20 protein-coding genes and 1 pseudogene are annotated in these 26,183 nt (G+C 53.5%); 14 read left to right on the top strand and 7 right to left on the bottom strand.

Going from position 1 to position 26,183, the window contains the following annotated elements; all coding sequences use genetic code 11:
* Positions 1–17 precede the first annotated feature (17 nt).
* The 9 genes and pseudogenes from ACFPMF_RS18075 to ACFPMF_RS18115 all read left to right on the top strand — a co-directional run bounded on the left by ACFPMF_RS18075 (position 18) and on the right by ACFPMF_RS18115 (position 11,454).
* A complete protein-coding gene (locus tag ACFPMF_RS18075) occupies positions 18–941 on the top strand; it encodes an ABC transporter ATP-binding protein (RefSeq protein ID WP_379847910.1) in 924 nt (307 codons plus the stop codon).
* Positions 942–946: 5 nt separating this feature from the next.
* Positions 947–1,681, top strand: coding sequence for an ABC transporter ATP-binding protein (locus tag ACFPMF_RS18080; RefSeq protein WP_379847913.1), 735 nt, complete (start codon positions 947–949; stop codon positions 1,679–1,681).
* A 112-nt stretch (positions 1,682–1,793) separates the two neighbouring features.
* Positions 1,794–2,900, top strand: coding sequence for an ABC transporter permease (locus ACFPMF_RS18085; protein ID WP_379847916.1), 1,107 nt, complete (start codon positions 1,794–1,796; stop codon positions 2,898–2,900).
* Positions 2,897–4,012, top strand: a complete 1,116-nt coding sequence (locus ACFPMF_RS18090; RefSeq protein WP_379847919.1) for an ABC transporter permease — start codon at positions 2,897–2,899, stop codon at positions 4,010–4,012. Before ACFPMF_RS18085 ends, ACFPMF_RS18090 begins: the two co-directional genes overlap by 4 nt.
* Before the next feature lie 167 nt (positions 4,013–4,179).
* Entirely contained in the window at positions 4,180–5,505 is a 1,326-nt protein-coding gene (locus tag ACFPMF_RS18095; protein ID WP_379847922.1) for an MFS transporter, read from the top strand.
* A gap of 26 nt (positions 5,506–5,531) precedes the next feature.
* Positions 5,532–6,056, top strand: a pseudogene (locus tag ACFPMF_RS18100) (polysaccharide deacetylase family protein); the annotation flags it as partial.
* 270 nt (positions 6,057–6,326) lie between these two features.
* Complete coding sequence (locus tag ACFPMF_RS18105; RefSeq protein WP_379847971.1) at positions 6,327–8,015, top strand: GH39 family glycosyl hydrolase; 1,689 nt, start codon at positions 6,327–6,329, stop codon at positions 8,013–8,015.
* 98 nt (positions 8,016–8,113) lie between these two features.
* Complete coding sequence (locus tag ACFPMF_RS18110; protein WP_379847925.1) at positions 8,114–10,936, top strand: glycosyl hydrolase; 2,823 nt, start codon at positions 8,114–8,116, stop codon at positions 10,934–10,936.
* A gap of 308 nt (positions 10,937–11,244) precedes the next feature.
* The gene (locus tag ACFPMF_RS18115) at positions 11,245–11,454 is read left to right on the top strand and encodes a hypothetical protein (RefSeq protein WP_379847927.1); all 210 of its coding nucleotides are present in this window, start codon (positions 11,245–11,247) and stop codon (positions 11,452–11,454) included.
* A 19-nt stretch (positions 11,455–11,473) separates the two neighbouring features.
* Here the strand turns inward: ACFPMF_RS18115 and ACFPMF_RS18120 are convergent, their stop codons facing one another.
* Complete coding sequence (locus ACFPMF_RS18120) at positions 11,474–12,238, bottom strand: hypothetical protein (protein WP_379847930.1); 765 nt, start codon at positions 12,236–12,238, stop codon at positions 11,474–11,476.
* Positions 12,239–12,330: 92 nt separating this feature from the next.
* Here ACFPMF_RS18120 and ACFPMF_RS18125 point away from each other — a divergent pair, with 92 nt between their 5' ends.
* Positions 12,331–12,468: a hypothetical protein gene (locus ACFPMF_RS18125; protein WP_379847933.1), complete on the top strand. Its 138-nt coding sequence runs from the start codon at positions 12,331–12,333 to the stop codon at positions 12,466–12,468.
* Positions 12,469–12,535: 67 nt separating this feature from the next.
* Here ACFPMF_RS18125 and ACFPMF_RS18130 read toward each other — a convergent pair whose 3' ends face one another.
* The 6 genes from ACFPMF_RS18130 to ACFPMF_RS18155 all read right to left on the bottom strand — a co-directional run bounded on the left by ACFPMF_RS18130 (position 12,536) and on the right by ACFPMF_RS18155 (position 19,079).
* Complete coding sequence (locus tag ACFPMF_RS18130; protein ID WP_379847936.1) at positions 12,536–13,339, bottom strand: peptidoglycan-binding protein; 804 nt, start codon at positions 13,337–13,339, stop codon at positions 12,536–12,538.
* Positions 13,340–13,382: 43 nt separating this feature from the next.
* Positions 13,383–13,742 carry a cupin domain-containing protein gene (locus ACFPMF_RS18135; RefSeq protein ID WP_379847939.1) on the bottom strand — a complete coding sequence of 120 codons (360 nt, stop codon included), beginning with the start codon at positions 13,740–13,742 and terminating at the stop codon, positions 13,383–13,385.
* A gap of 33 nt (positions 13,743–13,775) precedes the next feature.
* Entirely contained in the window at positions 13,776–15,137 is a 1,362-nt protein-coding gene (locus ACFPMF_RS18140; protein WP_379847941.1) for an amidohydrolase family protein, read from the bottom strand.
* Between the two features lie 444 nt (positions 15,138–15,581).
* The gene (locus ACFPMF_RS18145; protein ID WP_379847943.1) at positions 15,582–16,838 is read right to left on the bottom strand and encodes a hypothetical protein; all 1,257 of its coding nucleotides are present in this window, start codon (positions 16,836–16,838) and stop codon (positions 15,582–15,584) included.
* Between the two features lie 401 nt (positions 16,839–17,239).
* Positions 17,240–18,094 (bottom strand): oxidoreductase, encoded by an 855-nt coding sequence (locus ACFPMF_RS18150; RefSeq protein ID WP_379847945.1) that lies wholly within the window; start codon positions 18,092–18,094, stop codon positions 17,240–17,242.
* An 82-nt stretch (positions 18,095–18,176) separates the two neighbouring features.
* Positions 18,177–19,079, bottom strand: a complete 903-nt coding sequence (locus ACFPMF_RS18155; RefSeq protein ID WP_379847947.1) for a helix-turn-helix domain-containing protein — start codon at positions 19,077–19,079, stop codon at positions 18,177–18,179.
* Between the two features lie 503 nt (positions 19,080–19,582).
* Here ACFPMF_RS18155 and ACFPMF_RS18160 point away from each other — a divergent pair.
* The 4 genes from ACFPMF_RS18160 (at position 19,583) to ACFPMF_RS18175 (ending at position 26,173) form a co-directional block, all read left to right on the top strand.
* Positions 19,583–19,969, top strand: a complete 387-nt coding sequence (locus tag ACFPMF_RS18160) for a hypothetical protein (protein WP_379847949.1) — start codon at positions 19,583–19,585, stop codon at positions 19,967–19,969.
* A 100-nt stretch (positions 19,970–20,069) separates the two neighbouring features.
* On the top strand, positions 20,070–23,384 hold the full coding sequence (locus ACFPMF_RS18165) for a SusC/RagA family TonB-linked outer membrane protein (RefSeq protein ID WP_379847951.1): 3,315 nt from the start codon (positions 20,070–20,072) through the stop codon (positions 23,382–23,384).
* Between the two features lie 15 nt (positions 23,385–23,399).
* Positions 23,400–25,076, top strand: a complete 1,677-nt coding sequence (locus tag ACFPMF_RS18170; RefSeq protein ID WP_379847953.1) for a SusD/RagB family nutrient-binding outer membrane lipoprotein — start codon at positions 23,400–23,402, stop codon at positions 25,074–25,076.
* A 167-nt stretch (positions 25,077–25,243) separates the two neighbouring features.
* A complete protein-coding gene (locus ACFPMF_RS18175; protein WP_379847955.1) occupies positions 25,244–26,173 on the top strand; it encodes a hypothetical protein in 930 nt (309 codons plus the stop codon).
* Positions 26,174–26,183: the final 10 nt, after the last annotated feature.

The following is a 26,183-nucleotide window of genomic DNA, read 5'->3' on the forward strand; positions in this document are numbered from 1 at the left end:
CCGTAAACATTTAAATCATGGACGCGATCATCATTGAAAATATCTCGAAAGCGTACGGCAACCTTCCGGCGGTTTCGGAGGTGTCGCTCTCGGTCCGGCCGGGCGAATTGTTCGGCCTGATCGGGCCGGACGGTGCCGGGAAAACCACGTTGTTCAAAATCCTGGTCACGCTGTTGCGGCCCGACCGGGGCCGGGCCACGGTGGCCGGACGCGATGTGGTCCGGGATTACAAGGCGTTACGGCAGTTGGTGGGCTACATGCCGGGGCGGTTTTCGCTGTATCCCGACCTGAGCGTACAGGAAAATCTGGCTTTTTTTGCCACGGTTTTCGGAACCACCATCCGGGAGAATTACCACCTGATTCGGGAGATTTATGCGCAGCTGGAACCGTTCAAAAACCGCCGGGCGGGGCAGTTGTCGGGTGGGATGAAACAGAAACTGGCCCTGTGTTGCGCCCTGATTCACAAGCCCGAAGTGCTGTTTCTGGACGAACCGACCACCGGCGTCGATGCGGTTTCGCGGAAAGAATTCTGGGATATGCTCCGCCAGCTGAACGGGCGCGGACTGACGACCCTGGTGTCCACGCCGTATATGGATGAAGCCAGCCGTTGCGACCGCGTGGCGTTTTTGCAGGCCGGTAAAATCCTGGCGGTTGATCAGCCGGTGGCGATTACAAGCCGCTTTAAAAAGCGGCTCTACGCGGTTCGGGCTGCGGACACCTACCAACTGATTCAGGATTTACGGCTGGCTCCTTTTACGGAATCCTGCTATGCCTTCGGCGAGTTTCTGCACCTGACCGTTCGGACGGCGGAGGTGACGGAAACGCAGATCGGGCGGTTTTTGCGGGAAAAGAATCACCGGACTATTGAAATTCACCCCATCCAACCCGGTATCGAAGATACCTTCATGGCCTTGATGGCCCAACCCGAGCCAGCGGCTTGACGACCATGGAAAAGGCAGTCAGTACGAATCAGTTGACGAAGAAGTTTGGCGATTTTATTGCGACCAACGCCATTACGTTTGACGTGGCGCAGGGCGAAATCTTTGGCTTTCTGGGGGCCAACGGCGCCGGAAAAACCACGGCCATGCGGATGTTGTGCGGGCTGCTGAAACCAACCTCGGGGCAGGCCCACGTCGCCGGTTTCGATGTTTACCGGCAGTCCGAAAAAATCAAGCAGAACATCGGCTATATGAGCCAGCGGTTTTCGCTATACGAAGACTTGACGGTGCGCGAGAACATCCGGTTTTACGGCGGGATTTATGGCCTGCGCCGGGCCGAGATTCCGGCCCGGACCGACCAGATTCTGGCAAAGCTGGGCATTGAATCCGTCGCCAATTCGCTGGTAGCCTCTTTACCGCTGGGCTGGAAGCAGAAGCTGGCGTTTTCGGTAGCGCTGCTGCACGAACCGAAAATTGTGTTTCTGGACGAACCAACGGGCGGGGTAGACCCGATTACGCGTCGGCAGTTCTGGGATATGATTTACGAAGCCGCCCACGGCGGAACCACGGTTTTTGTTACCACGCACTACATGGACGAAGCCGAATACTGCCATCGCGTGTCGATCATGGTCGACGGAAAAATGAAGGCGCTGGATACGCCGTCGGGTCTGAAAACCGCCTATAACGTCGATTCGATGGATGCGGTTTTTCAGATTCTGGCCCGGGGCACATCGACGAAATGAGATTGCGGTATCTGGTTTACGGTGGGCTGACGCAGGAACAGGAGAAGTGGTAAGCCTACCGTAAACCAGATACCATAAACAGAATACCGAACCCTGTAAACGCAAGAACACGATGAACCGCTTCATGGCTTTTGTTAAAAAGGAATTTTTCCACATCCTGCGCGATCGACGGACGCTGCTGATCCTGTTTGGCCTGCCGCTGGTGCAGGTGCTGCTGTTCGGGTTTGCGCTGACGAATGAGATCAAAAATGCGCGGATTGCCATTCTCGACAATGATAAAAGCCCGCATTCGCAGCAGATTACCAGCAAGTTGCTGTCATCCGGTTATTTTCAGCTGCGGGAAAATCTGCGCTCGAACGCCGACCTTGAACGGGCGTTCCGGCGGGGTGACATCAAACTGGCGGTGGTGTTTCCGACCGGTTTTACGTCGGATTTTGAACATGGTCGCAGCGCACAAATCCAGTTGCTGGCCGACGCCACCGAACAGAATACGGCCATCAGCCTGACCAACTATGCCTCGGCCATCATTCGCGATTACACAACCGGCCTCAGCCCTAACGTCCAGCCGCCGATGACCATCGATGTCCGCAGCCGCATGGTGTTCAATCCCGAACTGAAAGGAGCCTTCGTGTTCGTGCCGGGCGTGATGGCGATGGTATTGCTGCTGGTGTCGGCCCTGATGACGTCCGTAACCATTGCCCGCGAACGCGAAACCGGGACGCTGGAAGTGCTGATGGTTTCGCCGTTGACGCAGGGCCAGATTCTGCTCGGCAAAGTGGTACCGTACCTGCTGTTATCGTTTATCAACGGCTGTATCATCATCGCCCTCGGCGTTTTCGCGCTGAAAGTGCCGCTGAACGGAAGCCTGGTGTTGCTGCTGGCCGAAACGCTGCTGTTTATTTTTCTGGCCCTGTCGATCGGGATTTTTATTTCGTCGCTCGTTGAAACCCAGCTGGTGGCCATGTTTGCGTCGCTGATGGCGATGCTGCTGCCGACGATTTTTCTGTCCGGTTTCATCTTCCCGATCGAGAGCATGCCCAAACCGCTTCAGCTCGTTTCCAGCATCATTCCGGCGAAATACTTTATTACCATCGTCAAAGGAATTATGATCAAGGGGGCGGGGTTGCGGTACCTCTGGCAGCCGACGCTGGTGCTGGTCGGCATGTCGTTGTTTTTCATGGGATTAAGTATTCGGAATTTAAAACCCCGACTGTCATGAACCGGATTCGGTATATGGTCGAAAAAGAAATCCGGCAGCTGCGCCGAAATCCGGTTTTGCTGCGGATCATGCTCGCGGCCCCGATCCTGCAGTTGATTCTGCTGTCGTACGCGGCCAATTACGAGGTCAAAAACCTGAACATCGCCGTCGTCGATGGCGATCACACGACGTATTCGCAGCGGCTGGTGAGCAAATTCCGGCCCCTGACCAATTTCCACCTGACCGGTTATCTGCCGAACGACAAACAGGCCCGGCAAACGCTGCTGGCGGGCGATGCGGACCTGGTACTGGTGATTCCGCCCCATTTTGAACGGGATCTGGAGAAGGAGGGAAGCGCGGCCGTGCAGTTGCTGCTCAACGCCATCGACGGTTCCAAAGCCGGGATTGCCAACGGCTACGCAACGGCCATCATCCGGGATTTCAACAGCGACGTGCTGGCCGAAACGAAGGTTGTGGCGCCGGGGGTAGTGCCACAAATGACCGTTGAAAATCAATACTGGTACAATCCGAAACTGGAATACAAAACGTTCATGGTGCCGGGGGTGCTGTTTGAACTGCTGCTGCTGGTGGGCGGTCTGGTGTCGGCGCTGAACATCGTGCGTGAAAAAGAAATCGGAACCATGGAACAGTTGAACGTGACCCCCATCCGCAAACACGAGTTCATTCTGGGCAAGTCGATTCCGTTTGTGCTGATTGGCCTGGTGCTGTTCACCATCGGCCTGGTGCTGGGGCGGTTTTTATTCCAGATCCGGATCGAAGGCAGCGTGGCGCTGATGTACGTATTTGCGGTTCTGTTTCTGGTGTTGTGCGTTGGGTTGGGGCTGCTGATTTCGACCCTGGCCGAAAACCAGCAACAGGCGTTGTTCGTCTCATTTTTCCTGCTCGTTTTATTCATTCTCCTGAGCGGTTTGTTTGCCTCCACCGAAAACATGCCGCCGTGGGCACAGTGGCTCAATATCATTAACCCGCTGAAATACATCATCGAAGTGGGCCGGAACGTCATGCTGAAAGGCAGCACGTTTGCGGATGTGAGCCGGCAGTTTACCGCGCTGGCGGTTATGGCAGTCGGCCTGTTGTTGCTGGCGTCGTGGCGCTATCGGAAGACCGTTTGAAGGTTTGGAGTTGTCTCTCAGAGCTGATCAGGGTTCATCAGAGATTATCAGAGAAATCCCAGATAACCTCTGATGAACCCTGATCAACTCTGTGTAATAACTTCTCAAGAAAGGTAGATAACCGATACTGCCTGCTTTGTATAGCTGAATTCTACTTTTCGTAACTTATGAATAAAGCCATTGGAAGATACCGCTGGACGATTTGTGCTCTGGTGTTTTTTGCTACGACGATCAATTACCTCGACCGGGTGGTCATCAGTTTGCTGAAAGGCGATCTGGAAAAAGATTTTAACTGGACCGAAACCGATTACGCCAATCTGGTGGTGGTTTTTCAACTGGCTTATGCGCTGGGTATGCTGGGCGTCGGGCAGTTGGTCGATAAACTCGGAACGAAGATTGGCTACACCATTTCGCTGACGGCCTGGAGTATTGTGGGGGTGCTGACGGCTTTCGCCAAAACCACCTTAGGCTTTGGCATTGCCCGGGCGGCTCTTGGGCTGAGCGAAGCTGGTAATTTTCCGTCTGCCATCAAAACCATCGCCGAATGGTTCCCGAAAAAAGAACGGGCGCTGGCGACCGGTATTTTTAACTCCGGCACCAATGTCGGTGCGATTCTGGCACCGCTGACGGTTCCATTCATCGCCGAATTCTGGGGCTGGCAGTGGGCGTTCATCCTGACGGGTGCCACCGGGTTTATCTGGCTGGTTCTGTGGCTGACGATGTATGATACGCCCGCCAACCACAAAAAAGTGAGCCCGGAAGAACTCGCCTACATCAACAGCGACCAGGATGAGCAAACTGAAGACCAGACGTCCACCGAAAAAGTTTCTTGGTTTAAACTGCTGACCTTCCGCCAGACCTGGGCCTTCGTGCTGGGCAAAATGCTGACCGATCCCATCTGGTGGTTCTACCTGTTCTGGTTGCCAGCTTTCCTGAAAGCCGAATACGGCCTGACGGGCATGGATGCGGCTTTTCCGGTGGCCATCGTCTACACGATTGCGAGTGCGGGCAGTATCTTCGGGGGCTGGTTGCCGCTGAATTTCATCAAAAAAGGGATGCCGGTTTTTCGGGCCCGGAAAACGGCCATGCTCATTTACGCCATTTGCGCCGTTCCCGTAATTTTTGCTCAGTACCTTGGCAGCATGGGACTGTGGCTGGCGGTGTTGAGCATTGGGCTGGCGACGTCGGCCCACCAGGCCTGGAGCGCCAACATCTTCACGACGGTTTCGGATATGTTCCCCAAAAAGGCCGTGGGTTCCGTCACGGGCATCGGGGGGATGGCGGGCGGTTTGGGCGGTATGGCCATTTCGTCGCTGGCGGGAAAACTGTTCGACCATTACAAGGCGCTGGGCCATATCGAAACCGGGTATTACATCATGTTCCTGATCTGCGGTTTTGGGTATCTGCTGGCGTGGCTGGTAATGCACTTGCTGGTTCCCAAGTACAAATTGATTGAGCTTTCCGGTCATAAGGCACCGGCAAAAGTAGCCTGACCGTTTGAACGCTGACAAACCGTTCTATGAACCGGATTCACCAACCCCCTAATGAGGGCTTAAAATTCCCGGATTTAGACGCCCTCGTTAAGGGGTTGGGGGTAATCAAACGATTCATCATCAGTGGATTTCTGCTGATCGCTCCCGGCGTTGTCCACGCGCAGCTTATCCGGAAACCGATTCCCGATAAGCTCGTTGTGCTGACGTTCGACGATGCTCCGGTGACCCACGCGACGGTGGTTGCGCCCTTGCTGAAGAAGTACGGTTTTGGCGGCACGTTTTACGTCTGCGAGTTTCCGCCCGATTTTGCGGACAAGAAGAAATACATGAGCTGGGAGCAAATCCGGGAACTGGACCGGATGGGCTTCGAAGTCGCCAACCACACGCTGACGCACAGCAACGTCGCCCGGTTGACCAAACCGCAATTTGCCGCCCAGCTCGATTCGCTCGAAGCGCGCTGCAAAACCCACGGGATTCAAACCCCGCTGACCACGTTTGCGTATCCCGGTTACGGCACTAGTCCCCTGGCCTACGAGGTATTGAAGGAAAAAAACTACCAGTTTGCCCGGGTGGGTGGGGCGCGGCCCTACGATCCGAAGACCGATTACCCGTACCTGATTCCGAGTTATAGCACCACCGAACCCAACAATCACGACAAGGAGCGGATCTTCAACGCCTTTCAGCAGGCCAAAGACGGCAAAATCGTGGTGTTGACCATCCACGGCGTTCCCGATTACGCCCACGACTGGGTGACGACTCCACCGGCTATTTTCGAAGCCTACCTGAAATACCTGCACGACAATCACTATACCGTCATTGCCATGCGCGACCTGGCGCAGTACATCGATTACCAGGAAGCGCTCCAGGCCATTCCGCCCCCGTTGCCGCCGGTTTCCATCCGGGTCGATCTGAACCAGCCCAAAGGCCGTATGGAGCCGATCTGGGCGTGGTTTGGCTACGACGAACCGAATTATACGTACATGAAAGACGGCAAAAAACTGCTGTCGGAACTGTCGGCACTGAGTCCGGTTCCGGTGTATGTCCGGGCGCATAGCCTGCTGGTGACCGGTGACGGAAAACCGGCTCTGAAATGGGGCTCGACCAATGCCTACACGGAAGATGCGAAGGGAAAACCGGTGTACGACTGGACGATCATCGACCAGATTTTCGATACCTACATCGAACGGAAAATGAAACCGCTGGCGCAGATTGGGTTCATGCCCGAAGCCTTGTCCTCCAAACCGCAGCCGTACCGGCACGACTGGCAGCCCGGCCAGCCGTACGACAAGATTTATACCGGCTGGCGCTATCCGCCGAAAGATTACAAGAAGTGGGCCGAACTGGTTTACCAATGGGTGAAGCATTCGGTCAGCCGCTACGGCCAGAAGGAAGTCGAAAGCTGGTACTGGGAACTCTGGAACGAACCGGATAGTCCGTACTGGGGCGGTACCGTGGAGGAATACAACAAGCTCTACGACTACTCGGTGGACGCGGTCCGGCGGGCCTTGCCGACGGCCAAAGTGGGCGGTCCGCACGTCACCGGGCCGCAGGGCAAACGGGGGGCGGCCTTCCTGAAAGCGTTTCTGGATCATTGCCAGAAGGGCAAAAATTATGTCACCGGCAAAATCGGGTCCCCGCTCGATTTTGTGGCTTTTCACGCGAAGGGCGCTCCCCGGCTGGTCGATGGCCACGTTCGGATGAACCTCGGCACGCAGCTCCGCGACATTTCGAGCGGTTTTCAGCTTGTGGCGTCGTACCCGGAATTCAGCAAACTACCGATCATCATCGGCGAGTCCGACCCGGAAGGGTGTGCGGCCTGCGGCATGAAAACCAATCCCGAAAACGCCTACCGCAACGGCACACTGTACTCGAGTTACACAGCGGCCGCGTTTGCCCGCAAATACGAACTGGCAGACCTGCATCAGGTGAATCTCAAAGGGGCGGTTTCCTGGTCGTTCGAGTTTGAAAACCAACCCTGGTTTTACGGTTTCCGCGATCTGGCGACCAACGGCGTCGATAAACCGGTGCTGAACGTGTTCCGGATGTACGGCATGATGCGTGGAAACCGGGTCGAGGTGACGGGCAACATGCCGTACCAGACAACGGCGGTTCGTGATTCGAGCGTGCGCCGGGCGGCTCCGGATGTGAACGCGCTGGCGGTTCGCGATACGGCCTCCAATACTGCCACGGTGATGGTCTGGAATTACCACGACGACAACGTGTCGGCTCCGGTTTCGCCGGTCGATCTGAGTATTAAGGGATTACCCGCCAAGCAGGTGCTGGTGACGCAATACCGCATTGACGACGAACACAGCAATTCCTACGCAGTCTGGCTGAAAATGGGCTCCCCGCAACATCCGACGGCTGAACAGATCAAGCAGCTGGAAAAAGCCGGTCAACTGGCGCAATATGGGTACCCGGTTCGAACGGATGTGGCGGCCAACGGCGAAGTGAAGCTGAACACGGTTTTGCCCCGGCAGGCGGTGGCGTTGTATACACTGACTTGGTAATAGATTATTACACAGAGTTAATCAGGGTTTATCAGAGGGCTCCGATTACCTCTGATGTCCTCTGATTAACTCTGTGTAATGACTTTTCCTAAAAACTCATGAAGCAAAAAATACTCCTCCTTCTTTTCCTGATCAGCCATTCGCTGCTCGCTCAACCCCGCTGGCCGGCCGTTACGCAGCAGGCTAAACCCTGGACGCGCTGGTGGTGGATGGGCAGCGCCGTGAATCCGAAAGACCTGACGAGCCTGCTGACCCAATACCAGAAAGCCGGGTTGGGGGGCGTTGAAATCACGCCGATTTACGGGGTCAAAGGCACAGAAAAACAGTTTATTGACTTCCTGTCGCCGAAGTGGATGACGATGCTGGACCACACGCTGAAAGAAGCCAGTCGGCTCGGCATGGGCGTCGATCTGGCGCAGGCGTCGGGCTGGCCGTTCGGCGGGCCGTGGGTAACGCCGGCGGATGCCTGCAAGTACGTCGCGTATAAAACCTATAGCCTGAAAAGTGGCGAAAAACTGAGTGAAGCGGTTACGTACACGCAGCAGCCGATTGTCCGGACGGTGGGCGAGAAGATCGACCTCAAGCAACTGGTGGAGCCGATTACGAAAAATCCGAACCTGCAGCGCCACGCCTTTGATCAGGTCCGGTTTGAAAAACCGCTGCCGTTGCAGGCGCTAATGGCGTACTCCGACAAGGGGCAACCCCTGGATTTAACGGCCAACGTGGACGCCAAAGGCAATCTGAACTGGACGGCACCGGACGGGAAATGGACGTTGTATGCGGTTTTTCAGGGCTGGCACGGCAAGATGGTCGAGCGGGCGGGGCCGGGGGGCGAGGGCGACGTGATCGACCATTTTTCGAAAACCGCCACTCAGCATTACCTGCAAAAATTCGATCAGGCGTTTAAGGGACACGATTTGAAATCGCTGCGGGCGTTTTTCAACGATTCGTACGAGGTGGACGACGCGCAGGGCGAAAGCAACTGGACTCCGGCGCTGTTCGGGGAATTTAAAAAACGCCACGGGTACGACCTGCGCAACCACCTGGCGGCTTTGTTTGGGAAAGATTCGGACGAAAAGAACAAGCGCGTGCTGAGCGATTACCGGCAGACGATCTCGGAACTACTGCTCGAAAATTACACCAAAACCTGGAGCGAGTGGGCGAAAGGCAAAGGGAAAATCATCCGCAACCAGGCCCACGGTTCGCCGGCCAACATCCTGGATTTGTACGCCATCACCGACATTCCCGAGATCGAAGGCACCGAGATGCTGCGGATCAAGTTTGCTTCGTCGGCGGCTCACGTGACCGGCAAAAAACTGGCGTCGTCGGAGTCGGCAACCTGGGATAACGAACATTTCCTGTCGAAACTGAGCGACATCAAAAAGGACATGGACCGGTTTCTGCTCGGTGGCGTGAACCACACCTTTTACCACGGAACGAACTACTCGCCGAAAGAGGCCGCCTGGCCGGGCTGGTTGTTTTATGCCGCAGTGCACTTCAATCCGAACAATCCGTTCTGGACGGATTTTGGGAAACTGAATCAGTATGTAGCGCGTTGTCAGTCGTTTCTGCAGGCCGGAAAACCGGATAACGACGTGCTGGTTTATTTGCCGATTTACGATGCCTACACGCGCCCCGGCAAGGTTTTGCTGCAACATTTCGACGGGATCGAACACGGTTTCAAAGGCTTGCCGGTCGAGAAACATGCCGGGACGCTCTGGGAAAAAGGCTACGGATTTGACTTTATATCGGACAAACAACTGCTGAATGTGACGTCCACAGCCGGGAAGCTAAAAACCGGCGGGGTGGCCTACCAGACCGTCTTGGTACCCGACGCCGAATACATGCCCGTGGGGACGTTGAATCAGTTAGTGCGACTGGCTCAGAACGGCGCAACGGTTGCCTTTGCCAGTGAGTTGCCCAAAGGCGTGCCCGGTTTGGGTAACCTGGAAAACCGGCAGGCGGCCTTCCGGAATTTGATCGAAGCACTCAAGTTTACGAACGCCGGAAAAGGCGTCAGGAAAGCGGTGGTTGGGAAAGGGGCTTTTCTGGTGGGAAAAGATGTTGACGATTTGCTGATGACTGCGGGCGTGAAACGCGAAAAGCTGGTCGATTCGGGTCTTCAGTTTGTGCGTCGCAGTCACGCCAAAGGGCAGTATTATTTTATCGCCAACTGGGGTGAAAAGGCCGTCGATGGCTGGGTTCCGCTGCAAACTACGGGCAAGGCGGTGGCTTTATACAGTCCGATGACGGAAAAACTGGGCATGGCCAATTTCCGGACCACCGCCGATGGGGGGGAGGTCTACCTGCAACTGGCACCGGGTGAGTCCTGCGTGCTGGAAACGTTTGCGGCAGCCGTTAGCGGTCCGGCGTATGCCTACTGGAAACCGGCTGCCAAAGCCCAGGAAATCAAAGGAACCTGGACCATCAATTTTGTGGATGGGGGCCCCCAACTGCCGACCAAGAAAGAAACCGATCGACTTGGTTCGTGGACGGATCTGGACGGGCAGGAGGTGAAGAAATTCTCCGGAACCGCTTCCTATACGATCGCTTTTCCCAAACCCGAAAGTACCGGCGATGGCTGGCTGCTGAGCCTGGGAGTAGTAGCCGAAAGTGCCCGGGTCCAGTTAAATGGCAAGGAAATCGGAACACTGATTGGGCCAACGTACGAGCTTTTTATCCCGAAAGACCAGGTGAAAGCCACCAACACACTGACGGTTTTTGTTTCGAACAGCATGGCTAATCGCATTGCCGATATGGACCGAGAACGCATCAACTGGAAGAAGTTTTATAACATCAACATGTCGGCCCGGCTACGCGAAAACCGGGGTGCCGACGGGAATTTTACCGCCGAAAAATGGAAACCGCGGGATTCCGGTTTGCTGGGACCGGTAACGCTGACCCCGGTTGTTGGTAAATAACCGCACCATGCAACGGATTGAGAAAGAAGACCGCCGGCTCAAAACCGGCGGTTTTTTTACGCCTTTTCAAAAACCGGTTCGGTACTTGTTCAGGAAATAGTGCATCGGATGGTCGTAAATTTTTAAACACTTCTTGCCTTTTTTCGCTTTACCTGACAACCCTTTCCGGTTTTTTTCTGTCGATACAGATGGAAGAGGGCAAGACCGGCGGGTTAACGTTACCGGATCGTGTGGGCCTGCGTGCAAATTCTGTGTACCGACATCTGATTTACTCAACATAAGACTGAACACAGCGAAAAACAATTCACATGGCAACACCTGTTAAGAATGGAACGCTGGAGCCGAAGGCTGCCACTCCAGTAAACGGATCGAAAACTGCTCAGGATCAGTTAGAAACGCTTGCCGCGTTGTATCTGGGTGCCCAACCGAAGGCAAGTGGTACGCCAAAATTTGCGGACTACTGCCTGGAGCAGTTCATGAATGGCAACGAGGTGGCAAAATCGGCGCTGGCGTCCTGATTACGAAGAAAAATAGAGGTTAAAGCCTGACTCCCAGGCCAAAACTGGTTCGGACCTGACTGAAAGGAATGGTAAAGGGAATGGCCGTCCGGTAGCCATTCTCCCAGTTAATAATTTCATTTTTGTGTTGATTGACTATCATCTGGCCGGCGATTCCCAGCTCCAGGTATAGCCTTGAACGGGCCGGAAACCGAACCGCTCCTTCGGCTGTTGCCCCCAGGCCAACCGTTTTTCGTGTGTGATAACGGCCGGATACGCCTTCCGCCGATGCGGTTTGCTGCCATTGTACGGTGGGCCCGACACTGAATCGGGTGATGTGTTGGCGTGAGTAAAAGCGGCATTGTGGACTCAGCGAAAAGCTTCGCCAATCGACCTTCGTAAAATTTTTACCGTGAATACTTCCTTTGGCAATACCGGTGGTGATGGCCAGGGCCCATCGGTCCATAAAACGTTCGACGTGCAACTCTGCCGCCAATAAACCTTTCACAACGGGATAATCTGCGGTGAATCCGAGCCAGGAAGCGGTCGATCCGCCTAGATTATTATCATTCATGGTCTTTTTCAACGCGGTTGAAGGGCTGATAACTGGTACACCGACTTGTAGCGAAACGGCCATCTTCGGTTTGGGCCGAGGTGCGGCAGCAACCTTCGGATCGGAGGGCTGCGCGTGCAGGAAACCGGCCGCCAGTAGGCCGGTTACTGTCAGGGTGAAGGGTGTTTTCATGAGCTTTTGGACAGTGTTTAGCGAAATTAACCCGTTAATTAGTAGGGTTTTAGCGTACAAATACGGTTTTTAGGGAGCGTAAGCGTATCTGTAAAGGGGCGCGCTAGGCACAGCCTGGGGTGTTTAGTAGGAGGAAATCTGTTTTCAGGAGGATGTCGGTCACCACCGGCAAGACCTGGTTACCTGAAACCGATCCGCAGGGGATAGTCCTGAATTCGTTGTCAGCAGTTATTGGCTCCAGAAAGCTGCTGATCTGGATGAAACAACTGCTCTCATCCGGGCTTTTTTGAGGCCGATAGGGACAAAAAAACCGGCAGCTACACCACCGGTCGCATGCGTGATGATTTCGCACCCTTGCTATAAAGTACTGTAGTCGATGAAGCCTTTATTGATATCGACGATTTTCCGCAACGACCGTCGAAATACACCGATTCCTTCCCGGGAGCCCCCTTCGTTGGTATTGCCTTCGATGGTAACCAGCTTTCCGCCAATGACTTGCTCGACGATTCCGCAATGGCCCAGACCATCCCCCAGGCTAATCGTAAAAATATGCCCCGGTTTGACCAGTGACGGGTTATTGATGGCCCGGGTGGTGGTGATGCGCGGAACCGGTTTGGTAGCCGCCCGGTTCCAGTGATCCATAACACCCGCCGTTTTAATCATTGGATTGGGCCGGTTTAATTTAGCCGAAGCCTGCTGAAAACAGAAATAAAGAAACGCGACGCACCAGGCAAAGTTTCCTCCTGCCGGGTTCAGGCCCACCGAACGCAGGTATTGATCGACCTCCGGCCCACGGTTGGAACCCCGGGGCGATTCCAAAACACCGATCTGGGTGACGGCGAAAGCCAAAACCGCCTGTAGGAGCGGAGAAGGCGTGTCGTTGGTAACCGGAACGGACTGGGTACCGAAAAGGACCGCCCAGGTGATGGAGCCAATTTTTCCGTCGATCACCAGCGGTAAACCATCCGAGTCCGTAAACCGGGCCTGAAATGTTTTGACGGCCAGCGTCGTTTGCTTGCCAAAATCGCCGTCTACTTCGATAGGTCCGCAACCAAATTCGTTGAGCCGTTGCTGAATGGCGCGAACCGTGGCTTTGTTCTTATGACCGGGTTTGATCACGACGCCCGGAAAGGGGAGGGGGGCAGCTAAAATTGGTTCCATACGTAGTAAAGGATGTAGGTGAGATGGTATAGAAGGGTAAAAATCAGTATTTTAACTCAGTAGTTACGAATTCCAGCACCTGATCGCCGGTGTTTTGCAAATCGTGGATCGCCGGTCCATCCCGTAGAATGTAGTAAAAAGAGGTCTGGTTTTTCCGGAATGTCAGCGGTATCTGGCGGCCATCTTCCTGGTTGGAGACACCCTGCCCGTCCTGCAAAACGGTCCAGAAGTAATCGTAATTATGGCGGTGGTAATGAATGCGTTCGCCCGGTTGCAGGCTGATGTGCCACACTTTCACCTTCTCATTTTCGAACAGAAGCGTATGTCCAACGTGCTCGTTATCACGGTTTTGGTGTAAATCATCGCGCAGTGCTTCGGGCGAGGGATTCGGGTAGGTTGACATGATGTTGCGGGTTTAGCAAATGGCGGAAAGTAATCACTGTTTCTCCAGTTTTTTCAATTCCTTCTGAATATACGCTTTCGACAGCCAGTTCGTCCCGATCATGACGCCTTCGATGTTCTGGGTCTGGCCGATATCGTTCAGCGGGTTGCCGCTCAGCAGCACCAGATCCGAGACATTGCCGGTTTTGATGGTGCCCGAATCCGGTTTATTGAAGTACTTGGCGACGTTGACGGTGCCGGTCCGCAGGGTTTCGTACGGTGTCAGCCCCGCATCAACCAGGTAGCGCATTTCGTGGTGAATCGAAAAACCAGGTACGTTGAACACCTGGGGCGCATCGGAACCCAGCAGAATATCGACCCCGCCTTTCTGACAGGCCAGCAGGATTTTCCGGCGCATATCGATGTATTTCTGGGCCTTTTCGGGCGAGAAATTTGGGTTGTTGTTGTAGTTGTTCTTCGTGTTCGTCCAGTTCCGTACCTCCTCGGCTTTCATATATTTCATTTCCGGGGCTTTGGCAAATTGCTCCGCCGGCAGCGGAGACAGCCAGCGTTCGGCCAGCGCTTCGGTCGGCACCACCCGGATATTTTTCTCTCGTAAGCCGTTCACCAGTTTCGGAATGCGGGCCGGGTCTGCCCGGTAGCCAATCCAGGCGCCAAACAGACCGGTTTCCTGCTCCACCAGCGTATCAGAGCCGGGCGTGATGGCTTCCATGAAACTGTCGAGGTGGTCGATGGACGAATAACCTGCATCGATGGCCATCCAGGCTCCGACGTTGAACGAAACGTGTCCGGCAAACGGAATGCCGACTTCTTTGGCGGTTTTGGCGATGGCCGGAAACGTCTCTTTCGTTAAACCAGGGTGCAATTTGAGAAAATCGTACCCGGCGGCTTTCTGGTCGCGGACCATTTTGGCCCCCTGCTCGGGTGTTTTCACGGTCTGTCCGCTGAACGACGGGCCGGATGCGTAGAAATGGGGCCCCAGAATTTCACCGCTGTTGATTTTGCTGCGCAGTTCAAGGTGTTTGGGGTGACCGAGCATCCCGCGAATGGTCGTAATTCCGTTGGCGAGGTATAGAATCAGCACATCTTTCATCGGTTCTATATCGTCGATTGGCGGCACGTGGGCGTGAATCTCGGCCCAGCCTGGCGTCAGGTATTTGCCTTTGGCGTCGATGACCTGCGCGTTTTTGCCGTATTTCACTTTTCCGTCGGCACCGAGGGCCGTAATCCGGCCGTCTTTCACCACCACCGTCTGGTTTTCGAGGACACGCTCCTGGTCCATCGGGATGACATGAACGGATTTGAACACAATTTCCCGTTGCCGGTTGCTGATTAAGTCCTGAGCAAAAACCGCCTGGGCCAGACAGAAAAAGAAGAGAAAAAGCAGATTGCGCATAGTTGTGGAAAGGTTAGGGTTCGGGCGGAAACCGCAGAAATGGCGGCATCTGTACGAAACTATATACTTTTTGCGGAGAAGCAAAACCGCAAAGGAGGTAGGACCGCAGAGAATCGTTCTGTAGTGGATCACCGGATAAGTAGTTCCAGTATCGGCGAATCCGGAATTTTATTAGATAATAAAAAGATTTTTTAATCGTTTTTTAATGAAAAATACGCAAATTTAACCCAGTTTTAGACTGACATCGACCCTTAACCGCGATAGTTGCAGTCAATAGAATCAAAGGTCCTAACAATTTCATAACGTTGAGTAAGTCTTAAAAACCGGTGCGTTTGGGCCGGTTTTTCTAGTTACACAAAAGCCGCCGTCCCTCAAAGGGACGGCGGCTTTTGTGTAACTGATCCTTACGGTAAATCCTTTTCCGGATAAAGGACGATGCCGGTGCTAGAACGTAGCGATAAAACCGCCTTTTTCAACCACAATGGCGAATAGTTTATTGACGGGTGGGAGAAACTTTATCGTCGTGCCAACGACAGAAATGGTAGGCACCAGAAAGTTTAGCATAAACAGCATGAACAGCGTCGGATTCCGCTGCCAGTGCGGTTTGTCCGTACTCTTTTTATAAAGCAGGTAGACGCCAATCAGTAAGGCGACAAAACCGTATGCTAAACTCCGGGATAAATCACCGACCGAGAAGCTGGCCGCGATAATGCCAACGATACCGGAACAATAAATAGCTAGAAATAACCGGTTGTTCCGAAGCCACCAGATGGGGGCCAGAATAAAAAACCAGCCAAGTTTATAAGCCAGCAAGAAGCCCAGCACATTGGTCCAGATAAAACGGTCATCCATCAGCCTCAGAAAAGGCAGTACACCACTGTGATTTCCCGAAGGCGTTTTCAAGCCCAGGAAATGCCCCAACAAAAAGCGAATGGTGAAGTAAACGATAAACGAAAGAATGAAAGGTAAGTCACTGGTAGTGAGTAGAGTGTCTGGTTTTTTGGAATCGGTCGTCACTATTTTATGGAAAGCGAAGGCCAGCAAACCGCTGAAGAGGGCCCGTTCATCGGTGAAGTAAGCCGCCAGCAGACACACTAAAACCACCATCGCATTCCGGCTTAAAAGACTGAAGAGGATGAACGTAAAAGCGATGCCGTCATTCCATAAATACGTATCGTGAAAAAAACTTTTTCCGGTGTATAAAATCGAGAAGTTACAGGCAACCAGCGTCGCAAATAATTTGTCGTTGGAGAATTTAAATACGAGACTTAATAGGCTGATAAAGAACAATAAACCGAAGAGATTATTGATGAGGTACAGACTTAACATTTTTGGTAATAAGTCCGTTACCGGTACGTAATGAAGCAGTAGGGCCGGTATAAATCGGAAGGCTAATTTGGAAGAATGGGAGCTGGTTTCTACGTGTTGCGGTTGAAAAGGTACCTTGGATTGCTGGTCCAACGCCTGATAATTTTCAAGCAGCAGCTCGTGGTACGGCGACCGCTTTAGGGCTTCTTCCGAGAAATTCAAATAGTTGGGCATCGAGGTAATGATGCAATACAGGGCACAGAGAGCGGTAATATAAAACTTCCAGGAATCCCGCTCTATGACCAACGTGATCACGGGCCCCAGTGAAGCAACCCATTTTCTGATTAGCGAAAGAATCTGGGGTTCTTTCGGAAGCCGTACAATTGTTTTCATATTTTATTTGAGTATTGGCCCTGTGATTTTACTCAAAATACAGTGTTAGGGCTGCGTTTATTAAGCTATCCGTATCCCGGTATTTTACTGCTTATTAGGCGCCAAGGCTTCTATAAACTGCTTCAAAGGTAAGCCTTTTTGCATTGGCTACGGCTGGCAATAGGCGACGTTGCACAAAAATGATATGATAATTTACTTAACGGTATGTAGGTGTAAATACTCAATAAATTTAAGTACTTGGATGTTGGCCTTGAACGCGTATCGGCTTGTGTTCTGAAACAGCTTACCAAGCAGGATTTTGAGGCTAATGAAAGGTAAATCGCTTTTGTGGGCGCTTATAAACAAAAACCGCCTTCGGTCTACCTGAAGGCGGTTTTTGTTTACGGTTGGCCTTACACGGGTCAAACCGTTGGGGTTTCAAAACCGGTCGAAATACTCAGCGCCTTCCAAGTTTCCAGTTCGTTCCGGACGGCTTCGATTTTCTGGTGCGCCAGCACATAGGCATCCTGCCCCAAAAACAAGTGCAGGGGCGGGTTGGCTTCGCTGGCGACCCGGATCAGGGCGGCCCCGGCTTTTTCGGGATCGCCGGGCTGGTTGCCGTTAATCTGTTGCTGGTGTGCCTGCTGCAAATTTCGCACTGCCTGGTAGGCCTCAAGCTGATTTTGGGGAACGCCCAGCGAACCGGAGGTGAGGAATTCAGTCCGGAAATAACCCGGTTCTACCAGGGTGACGTGGATGCCAAACGGCTTGACTTCTTCGGACAGCGATTCCGAAAACCCTTCGACGGCAAACTTGGTCGCGCAGTAAATTCCAAAACCGGGGAAGGCTCCCGTGAAGCCGGCAATCGACGAAATATTGAAAATGTGGCCGGACTGTTGTTGGCGCAGGTACGGCAGCACTTTCCGAATGACATTCAACGAGCCGAAGACGTTCACCTCGAAATTCTCGCGGGCTTCTTCGTCCGTCAATTCTTCCAGACTGCCCAGTAGGCCATATCCGGCATTATTCACGACAACATCGATTTTTCCGAAATGAGCAACGGTTTTTTCAATCGCTTCTGCAACGCTCGATTCGGTTGTCAGATCGACTGCCAATGGTAGAAAATTATCACTGCGGGTACCGACTGCCCGGCGAAGGTCGTTGAGGTTCCGGGAGGTTGCAGCCACCGCGTAGCCGCCATTCAGCAGTTGTTTGACGAGCGAAAGTCCCAGACCTTTGGAGGCTCCGGTAACAAACCATACGTTTTGAGTATCCATAATTTTGTTCGTTTTGATGGAACAAAAGTAGGGTGACCGACTACGTGCAACATTGCGGTTTTCAAACCGATACTTGCAAAATTCAAACAGCGCGAAAAGCGGAAGGGGGCAGGTGGGTCTGTTTCTTGAAAAAATTGTTGAAATGGGCCGGTTCTTCGAATCCGAGGGTGTAACTGATTTCGGAAATATTCCAGTCCGTGTGTTTCAGCAGGGCTTTGGCTTCACTGGTTACCCGCTCGGCAATATGATCGGTGGTGGTTTTGCCGGTGGTTTCGCGAATGGACCGGTTCAGGTGGTTGACGTGCACGGAGAGCTGCTCGGCATAATCGCGGGCCGACCGCAGTTTAAACCGTTGCGAGGGGGATTCGATCGGGAATTGGCGTTCCAGCAGCTCAATAAAAACCGCCGTAATCCTCGCTTTGGCGTCCGTATGCTGGTAAAGGGTTTCGGTCGGCTGCATTTTCAGGGCGTAATGAATCAATTCTGTGACGTAGTTGCGCAGCAGATCATATTTATACGGATAATCCGAAGCGATTTCGGTCAGCATCTTTTGAAACAGCTGGCTTACCTGCTCATCCTGAGCGGAGTTGAGGACGTAAGCGGGTTTGCCGCCATTGGCAAACATCGGCAGTTCGTGCAGGTTGCCCCGAATCTTCTCCGTAAAAAACGCTTCCTTGAAAATGCAGAAAAAACCGCTGGGGGCGTCGGAAAACGATTCCCAGTTATAGGGCACCTGCGGATTGAAGAACATGAGCGTTGTTCCGTCGACTTCCAGGCTCTTATCCGCGTAATGGTACACGTTTTTGCCCCGGATCATCGTGATTTTGTAATAATCCCGGCGGCTGTACTGGATGGGTGCTTTCCCCTGGCCAATGCAATCTTCTATTCGGAAGACATTGAAATGCCCGATCTCCTGTTGCAGGTTGGTGGGTAACCAGTTGAATTTTTGCTGGTAAAGCTCTTCGAGGGTTTCCGGTTTTGCCATGCGTAAACTTACAAAAATCAAACCGGCTCTCCAAGGTATTTTTTGGGCAGGCAGCTAGCCGGAACGAAGAACCGGGTTCCACAACGCGTTTGCCCACTGCCGATCGGCCGGTTGGCCGGAACGGGATCAGGAAGCGCAGTGGGGTCCGGTGGCCTTTTTCATTTTCCGGGTAAAAGGGAGGCTGTTTAATTGTGGTAAATTCGTATAATTAATTGCTATAAACGTATAAAAAACCAGGTAATTATTGTTATAATATTGTGATATTATTGTATCCTGTAAATGCTGGTTTTTCCTGGCTCTCTTTTGATACCCGGAGAGTTGTTAGAAATTGAAGGGTAGTTTTCTGTAAATCAGCTATATATGTCGCTTGTGGCAATGAAGGGAGATTGTGGCAGGCGGAGGGCGGTATTATACAATCTTATTGTGAACGCAGCCTGGGAGCCAGGTTGTGCGAATAACTGGAAGTATCCTTTTCTTTTATATAACCATCGTACTCCTGACGAATGATTTCGGCAACTGAGCAATTCCTCTGTCGAGCGACTCAAGCAGATCAACTGGCTTCCAGTTCGATTGACTATAGGGCTGTTGCGTTTACATTTTGTAAATCATTGATTAAGGATGCCGGGGCGGCTGAACAAATGGTTGATGCCATTTTTGCGGAAATGCAGGCAGAAGACCCCGACTTCCAGACCCGGCATGCCCTGGAAACCTACCTATTCATCCACTTGCGGACGAAATGTCTGGCCTACCTCCGTACGGCGAATAAAAGCCAGCTACTCCGTTCTCCGTCCGGCGAAAAACCGGCAGATCGCCCGGAAGGGAAGTCCGTTTTCTGGCCGGTTTTTATAAAAGAAAATTTTCTGATTCGGCCAATCTTACGGTTTTTCTAAGCCCGTAGCTTTCGATTACCTGATCCGTAAATACCCTGTCTAAACGGTGTGTTAGGCAGGCCCAATGGTGTTTTGTCTTATTCCTAACCCTTTATTTTCCATGAAAACAAAATCTACAGGTAGATTACTTGTTCAGTGTGCCCTGGTTTTGATCGGGCTGCTCGGGCTTCGTACCGGCCCCCTCTGGGCGCAGCGAACCACCCGCCCGGCGGTGACGGGCCGCGTAACCTCGTCCACCGATGGCACTCCCTTGCCGGGCGTCAACGTCGTATTGAAAGGCACCCAGGTCGGTACGACCACGGATGGCGACGGAAAGTATGCCGTGGATGTGACGGGCAGCGAGTCTACGCTGGTCTTCTCTTACATTGGTTTCAACACGCGGGAAATTCCCGTTGGCAACCAGAAAATCATTGACGTTAGCCTGAGTGAAAGCGTGGCAACGCTGCAGGAAGCCGTCGTAACGGCCCTCGGGATCAAGCGGGAAAAGCGGTCGCTGGGCTATTCGGTGGGCAATGTCGAAAGCAAAGCTCTGACAGAAACGCCCCAGAACAACGTCCTGAACGCGCTGTCGGGCAAAGTGGCCGGGGTTCAGATCTCGCAGATGGGCGGGGGCGCGGGGTCGTCGGTGAGCATGGTCATCCGCGGGGCCAATTCCCTGAACGGCGACAACCAGCCGTTGTTTGTCATTGACGGCGTTCCGGTTGCCAACAAGCTCAACAACGGGTTTGGGGGCGCTGACATGGGGAACCCCATTTCCGATATCAACCCGAACGATATTGCCAATGTGTCCGTCCTGAAAGGCCCCAGTGCGGCCGCCCTGTATGGGTCACGGGCCGGTAACGGGGTCGTGCTGATCACGACGAAATCCGGCGCGGGAGGCAAAAGAGGCATTGGCATATCGCTGAACACCGCCGTGGTGGCCGATGTTCCCCTGCAATATGTAGGGGTTCAGAACAAATTCGGATCGGGTAAAACCGGTGCGCACGTTCTGGAGGAGCAGGAAAATGAAAGCTGGGGCGCTGCGCTCGACAAAGGCGAACAGTGGGCCTTGTGGAACAGCAATGGACAGAAGGTGCCCCTGGTTTCTTATCCCAACCGTTTCAAGGATTTTTTCCAGACCGGTATCACCAACACGAACAACATTTCGGTTAACGGAAACTACGACAAAGGCAACTTCCGGCTGTCGCTCGGGAATATGACGAATAGGGGCATCATTCCGAACACGGATCTGTCCCGCCTGACGCTGGCCCTGAACACCACCTATAACCTGACCGACAAGCTGCGGGCGTCGGTGAATATGAACATCACCGAATCGGGTTCCAACAACCGGCCGATCATCGACCAAAGCCGCAATGACGTGGTCCGGAGTGTCTACGAAACCGGTTCTCAGGTAAACATCAACGACCTGCGCGACTACTGGCTTCCCGGTCAGGAGGGCATTGCGCAGCGGAAATACAAGGACAAACAAAATAACCCGTTCTACCTGGTATACGAGAATCCCACCGGCTTTAAACGCGACCGGGTGGTGAGCAAGATCCAGCTCGACTACGATATCACGAAGGAGTTTTCGCTCACTGGCCGGTATTCCCGCGACTCATATACCGAAATTCAGGAGGCTAAAAAGGCCTATAACAACTTCGAGGCTCTGAACGGTGCCTATCAGGTTTCCAACAACTACAACAAGGAAACCAACCTTGACCTGCTCCTGAGCTACAAGAAAAACTTTGGCGACGCCTGGAGCCTGAACGCTCTGGCCGGCGTAAACCGCCTGGAGCAATACGGACGCAGTCTGGCGACTTCGGCCACCGCCCTGGTGGTACCCGGCGTGTATAACATTTCCAATGGCGCTCCCGGAGCCGTTGCCTACAACAGCCTGCTGAACCGCAAGAAACTGTACGGTGTGTACGGATCGGCTTCGATCGGGTTCAAAGACATGGTTTACCTCGACCTGACCGCGCGTAACGACTGGACCAGCACCCTGCCGAAAGGGAACAATTCGTATTTCTATCCGTCGGCTTCGCTCAGCGTGATTGCTTCCGAAATGATCGAAATGCCGCGTTTTGTGAGCTTTGCTAAAATCCGGGCGGGCTATGCGCAGGTGGGGAACGACGTAGCGCCTTACGCCTACAGCCGGATTTACCAGACCGCTCTCGACTGGGGTTCTGCCAAAAGTATGTACATGGGGGGAACGCTCACCAACCCGGACCTGAAACCAGAAATTGCCACCTCGAGCGAGATCGGGCTTGACCTGAAATTCCTGAACAACCGCCTGGGACTGGACGCAACGTTCTATCAGCGAGGCAACAAAAACCAGGTTCTGTCAATTGTAACGCCCATTGAATCCGGAGCAAACTCCAAGCAGATCAACGCCGGGTTGGTGGAAAGCAAAGGATTTGAGATGGCCCTTTACACGACGCCCATCAAAACGGAGGACTTTAGCTGGGATATGAATTTCACCCTGACCCGAAACCGCACATACATCACCCGACTGGCGGACGGCATCAAGTACTTCTCGTTTGCGTCTTACTCCGGGGCTGAAGTACGGACGTACGAAGGCGGTCAGGTGGGCGACATCTACGCGGCCCCGATCCTGAAAGTGAAAGACACCAATTCGCCGTACTACGGTTATCCGATCGTGACCAGCGGAGGGCTTTACCAGACCGACAACGATGTGAACAACCTGAAAAAGATCGGGAACTTCAATCACCAGTTTCTGATGGGCGTTCAACCCTCGATCCGGTACAAAAACATAACCTTGTTTGCCAATGTAGACTGGCGCATGGGCGGGTCGTTCTACTCCAATACGATGATGTTCCTGGGTAACAATGGCCAGCTGGAAGAAACCCTGACCGGCGAAAGTTACGATCCGAACCGGAGCCTGGCCGAGCAGATCAAAGAGAATCCGGACAAGTATCTGGGTAGCTGGGTGGGCGGCCGCAATGCCGAATACCACGGGTTCGCCTGGCCGGAAGGAAGTGTGGAAGCGGGCAGACGGGTGCAGGATGCCAGCCTGAACCCCGGCGTAGTTGCCACCAAGGATGCCAATGGCAATACGGTTTATACCGAAAACCTGGGCGGCCCCGGCAGTAAATGGCTGGATCCCTTCAGCGCTTACCGTTACGCCAACCGTCCGTTTGCGGAAAAAAACATGTACAGTGCCACGTACGTGAAAGTGAGAGAAGTTTCGATTACCTACCGCCTGCCCAAAACCTTCGTAAACCGTCTGCATTTGCAGAATGCATCGGTTGGGTTCGTGGCGAACAACCTCTTCATGTGGACGGCAGCCGGTATTAAAGGCCTTGATCCCGAGCGCGCATTCAGACCCAACGGTGCTGGCTGGTCGCAGGGCGTGGAGTATTACAACGTAATGCCTTTCACGGGTTCATTCGGGGCTAAATTGAATGTAGACTTTTAATATTGGGAAGTGAAAATGAAAACGATAAAAGCATTAAGAGTTCCTTTGCTGGCGATGATGTGTTTATGGGTATCGGCCTGTAAGGAGGACCTTACCGAGATTAACCAGAATCCCAACAGTCCGGAAAATGTGTCGTCCAACTACGTTCTAACCTATTCCCTGGTGAATAGCGGAAAGCTGGTCTTCAATATTGGTAGAGACGGCTCCAAGATCGCGGCTGCTATGCAGTATATGCAGGCGGGAACCAACGAAGGGGCGGCCGAGAAGAACCAGTATGCCTGGACGCAGGATGGCTGGGGCAGCTACTACGATATCCTGCGGAACGTGCAGATCATTTATGATAATGGCGTGCGGGATGACAACAAGCTCTTCCAGGGCATCGGGCTGACCATGAAGTCCATGCTGTTCGGCTTGCTGACCGACCTCTATGGCGACATCCCGTACAGCGAGGCCCTGCAGGCCAGCACCGGGTCGTTTTTTCCAAAATACGACAAACAGGCCGATGTCTACAAGGGCATTCTCTCTGACCTGAAAAAAGCCAACGAGCTGCTGCAAAACCTGACGCCGAAGGACGTGGTGAGCGCCACCTCCGATGTGATGTATAAGGGTGATGCGACCAAATGGCGGAAGTTTGCCAATTCGCTGCGGCTGCGGTATGCCCTTCGTCTGGCGGATAAAAAGGCGGAGATGGCGGCATTGGGGATCAATCTGGAAACCGAGTTCAAGGAAGCGGCTGCCAGCGCATTTACCAGCAAGGCCGATGATGCCACCATTGCGTTCCTGGGGACTAACTCCGACAACGCCCAGCCCGGCGGCCCGCTGGCGACGGCTACGCCCAACCGGCTGACCAAACCCGCCAAACCGCTCGTTGACAAGTTGCTTCAGTTGAACGATCCGAGGTTGCAGCGCTGGGCCAACCCGGTACTGAGAAAATGGGATGCCAACGTGAAAACAGAAACCACGAAGTCGGTCACGAACCTGTTCGGGGAGACATTTTCCGTGGTTTATGTGCCAACCGTGGCCTCCAGCGCCGATACCAACCTTTATGTAGGGTTACCGGTCGGTCTTCCCATTACGCAGGGCATTGTCTACAACAAGGGAAATGATGTAGCGGTTTATCCCAATGAGCGTAACCCCTACATTTCCTTAATTCATGACCGGTATCGGAACAATTCCGATCCCTATGTAGCGATGAATTTCATGAATTACCCCGAAGTTGAGTTTATCCTGGCTGAGGCTGCCCTGCTGGGCGGATTCGGTGCCACGGATGCGGAAGCGCATTACAAAAAAGCGGTCCAGGCGTCGATGGACAAAGAAGGGGCGCTGGCCGCCACCGGCTTTAAATTTGATACGTACTATGCGCAACCCGGTGTAAACTACGCGAGCGCGGCCAATAAGCAGGAACGGATTCTGGAGCAAAAATGGATCTCGTCCTGGTTCAGCATCCAATCCTGGTTCGACTGGCGACGGACGGGTTATCCCGCCCTCAAGACCGGTCCGGTGGCGCAGTTCGGCGCGGCTCTGCCAATCCGTTATATGTACCCTACGCCCAACCTGGATCCCAAATACATCGCCAATTACAAGGAGGCCGTAGAAAGGCTGGGCAATACCAACTTTATTCCTACCGGCCAAAGCAAGGATCACCATTACGCTAAAATGTGGCTTGTACAAGGGACCTCAAAACCGTGGTAGAGAGGCTTAAATGTTAGTAAACCTGAGTCATCCCGAAGTTTGATAACTCTGTTTTAAAAGCGAAAACCTTCCGAATTTAGTGGTGCGAACTACTAAGCGGAAGGTTTTCTTATGAGGCTTTGTTAGGGGGCATTATTCGCTTCCGACCTAACAGTCTGGGGTTACTGTTGAGCGAGTTGGGCGGTAAACTCCTCGGTGAGCAACACGCTCCGGCCGCAACCAAACGCATCAGCAACCTGCTTCGCAGTAAAGCTTGGAGTCACACACTGATTGAAGCGTTTCTTCTGGAGAAAGCCCAGAACGTGGCCCAGCAGCTACAGGATCAGCCTCAGGTCGGGGTCTTGATCTGGGACGAAAGTGTGATCGAAAAATCCGAGAGTATCCGCTCGGAAGGCGTATATGCGGTTCGGAGCAGCAAAGCCAAACGGCTCAAAGGCAGCAGACCCGGTTTCTTTAATCCGCCCGGCGGACGCCCCGTGCCTGTACCCGGCTTTGAGTGGATGGGTCTATTACTGGCTGGTTTGAAGACTCATCCCTGCATTGCCTTCTTCTGGTGGTACACCCCGCGGGGTGAACACGCTCAGGACCGCTTACTGCTCCAGACCGGCCTACTGCAGGAGGCTGTTAAGGCGTTCGGTCGCTGTGGCCTGTGTTTGGGCTATGCTGGGAAACGCGGGCTGGGCAAGCTGATCGAGCAGGCGGTGCCCTTTGTGCTGCGCTGGCCCCAACGCTACCAACTTGTGGATCAGAAGGGGCAACGAAACGCTTGGAAGATTGCCCGTAGCAAACCGGCTCAGGTGCGCCGTGCGATCTGGGATGCCCACCAGCACCAGTGGCGTAAGGGGGCTTGGCCTTACCCGTTACCCATCCGGATTACCCTCAGCAAGTTTTATGGCTGGTTGTCTGCCGGATTGGGAAGGGGAAAGAACCGTGGTATTTATAGACCAATCAGCCTTGTCAGGATGCGGATCAACTTTGGTCGGTGGTGCTGGCTTATGCCCGTCGGTGGCCAATTGAAGCCTGCTGGCGCTTTTCCAAAAGTGCGTTGGCGATTCAGTGGCCCCGACTGTGGTTCTGGCTCAACCGACGCAAGTTGATGATGATGGT

Origin of the sequence: Larkinella bovis (genome assembly GCF_042655385.1) — a bacterium.
GTDB classification, from domain to species: Bacteria; Bacteroidota; Bacteroidia; order Cytophagales; family Spirosomataceae; genus Larkinella; species Larkinella bovis.

Bases quoted from the DNA above. Each gene is read 5' to 3' on its own strand.
- ACFPMF_RS18150 (WP_379847945.1), bottom strand. From the start codon at position 18,094: ATGGATACTCAAAACGTATGGTTTGTTACCGGAGCCTCCAAAGGTCTG.
- ACFPMF_RS18165 (WP_379847951.1), top strand. From the start codon at position 20,070: ATGAAAACAAAATCTACAGGTAGATTACTTGTTCAGTGTGCCCTGGTT.
- ACFPMF_RS18140 (WP_379847941.1), bottom strand. From the start codon at position 15,137: ATGCGCAATCTGCTTTTTCTCTTCTTTTTCTGTCTGGCCCAGGCGGTT.
- ACFPMF_RS18135 (WP_379847939.1), bottom strand. From the start codon at position 13,742: ATGTCAACCTACCCGAATCCCTCGCCCGAAGCACTGCGCGATGATTTA.
- ACFPMF_RS18110 (WP_379847925.1), top strand. From the start codon at position 8,114: ATGAAGCAAAAAATACTCCTCCTTCTTTTCCTGATCAGCCATTCGCTG.
- ACFPMF_RS18170 (WP_379847953.1), top strand. From the start codon at position 23,400: ATGAAAACGATAAAAGCATTAAGAGTTCCTTTGCTGGCGATGATGTGT.
- ACFPMF_RS18145 (WP_379847943.1), bottom strand. From the start codon at position 16,838: ATGAAAACAATTGTACGGCTTCCGAAAGAACCCCAGATTCTTTCGCTA.
- ACFPMF_RS18075 (WP_379847910.1), top strand. From the start codon at position 18: ATGGACGCGATCATCATTGAAAATATCTCGAAAGCGTACGGCAACCTT.
- ACFPMF_RS18080 (WP_379847913.1), top strand. From the start codon at position 947: ATGGAAAAGGCAGTCAGTACGAATCAGTTGACGAAGAAGTTTGGCGAT.
- ACFPMF_RS18090 (WP_379847919.1), top strand. From the start codon at position 2,897: ATGAACCGGATTCGGTATATGGTCGAAAAAGAAATCCGGCAGCTGCGC.
- ACFPMF_RS18095 (WP_379847922.1), top strand. From the start codon at position 4,180: ATGAATAAAGCCATTGGAAGATACCGCTGGACGATTTGTGCTCTGGTG.
- ACFPMF_RS18125 (WP_379847933.1), top strand. From the start codon at position 12,331: ATGTCGGTCACCACCGGCAAGACCTGGTTACCTGAAACCGATCCGCAG.
- ACFPMF_RS18115 (WP_379847927.1), top strand. From the start codon at position 11,245: ATGGCAACACCTGTTAAGAATGGAACGCTGGAGCCGAAGGCTGCCACT.
- ACFPMF_RS18105 (WP_379847971.1), top strand. From the start codon at position 6,327: ATGCGCGACCTGGCGCAGTACATCGATTACCAGGAAGCGCTCCAGGCC.
- ACFPMF_RS18085 (WP_379847916.1), top strand. From the start codon at position 1,794: ATGAACCGCTTCATGGCTTTTGTTAAAAAGGAATTTTTCCACATCCTG.
- ACFPMF_RS18160 (WP_379847949.1), top strand. From the start codon at position 19,583: ATGATTTCGGCAACTGAGCAATTCCTCTGTCGAGCGACTCAAGCAGAT.
- ACFPMF_RS18130 (WP_379847936.1), bottom strand. From the start codon at position 13,339: ATGGAACCAATTTTAGCTGCCCCCCTCCCCTTTCCGGGCGTCGTGATC.
- ACFPMF_RS18155 (WP_379847947.1), bottom strand. From the start codon at position 19,079: ATGGCAAAACCGGAAACCCTCGAAGAGCTTTACCAGCAAAAATTCAAC.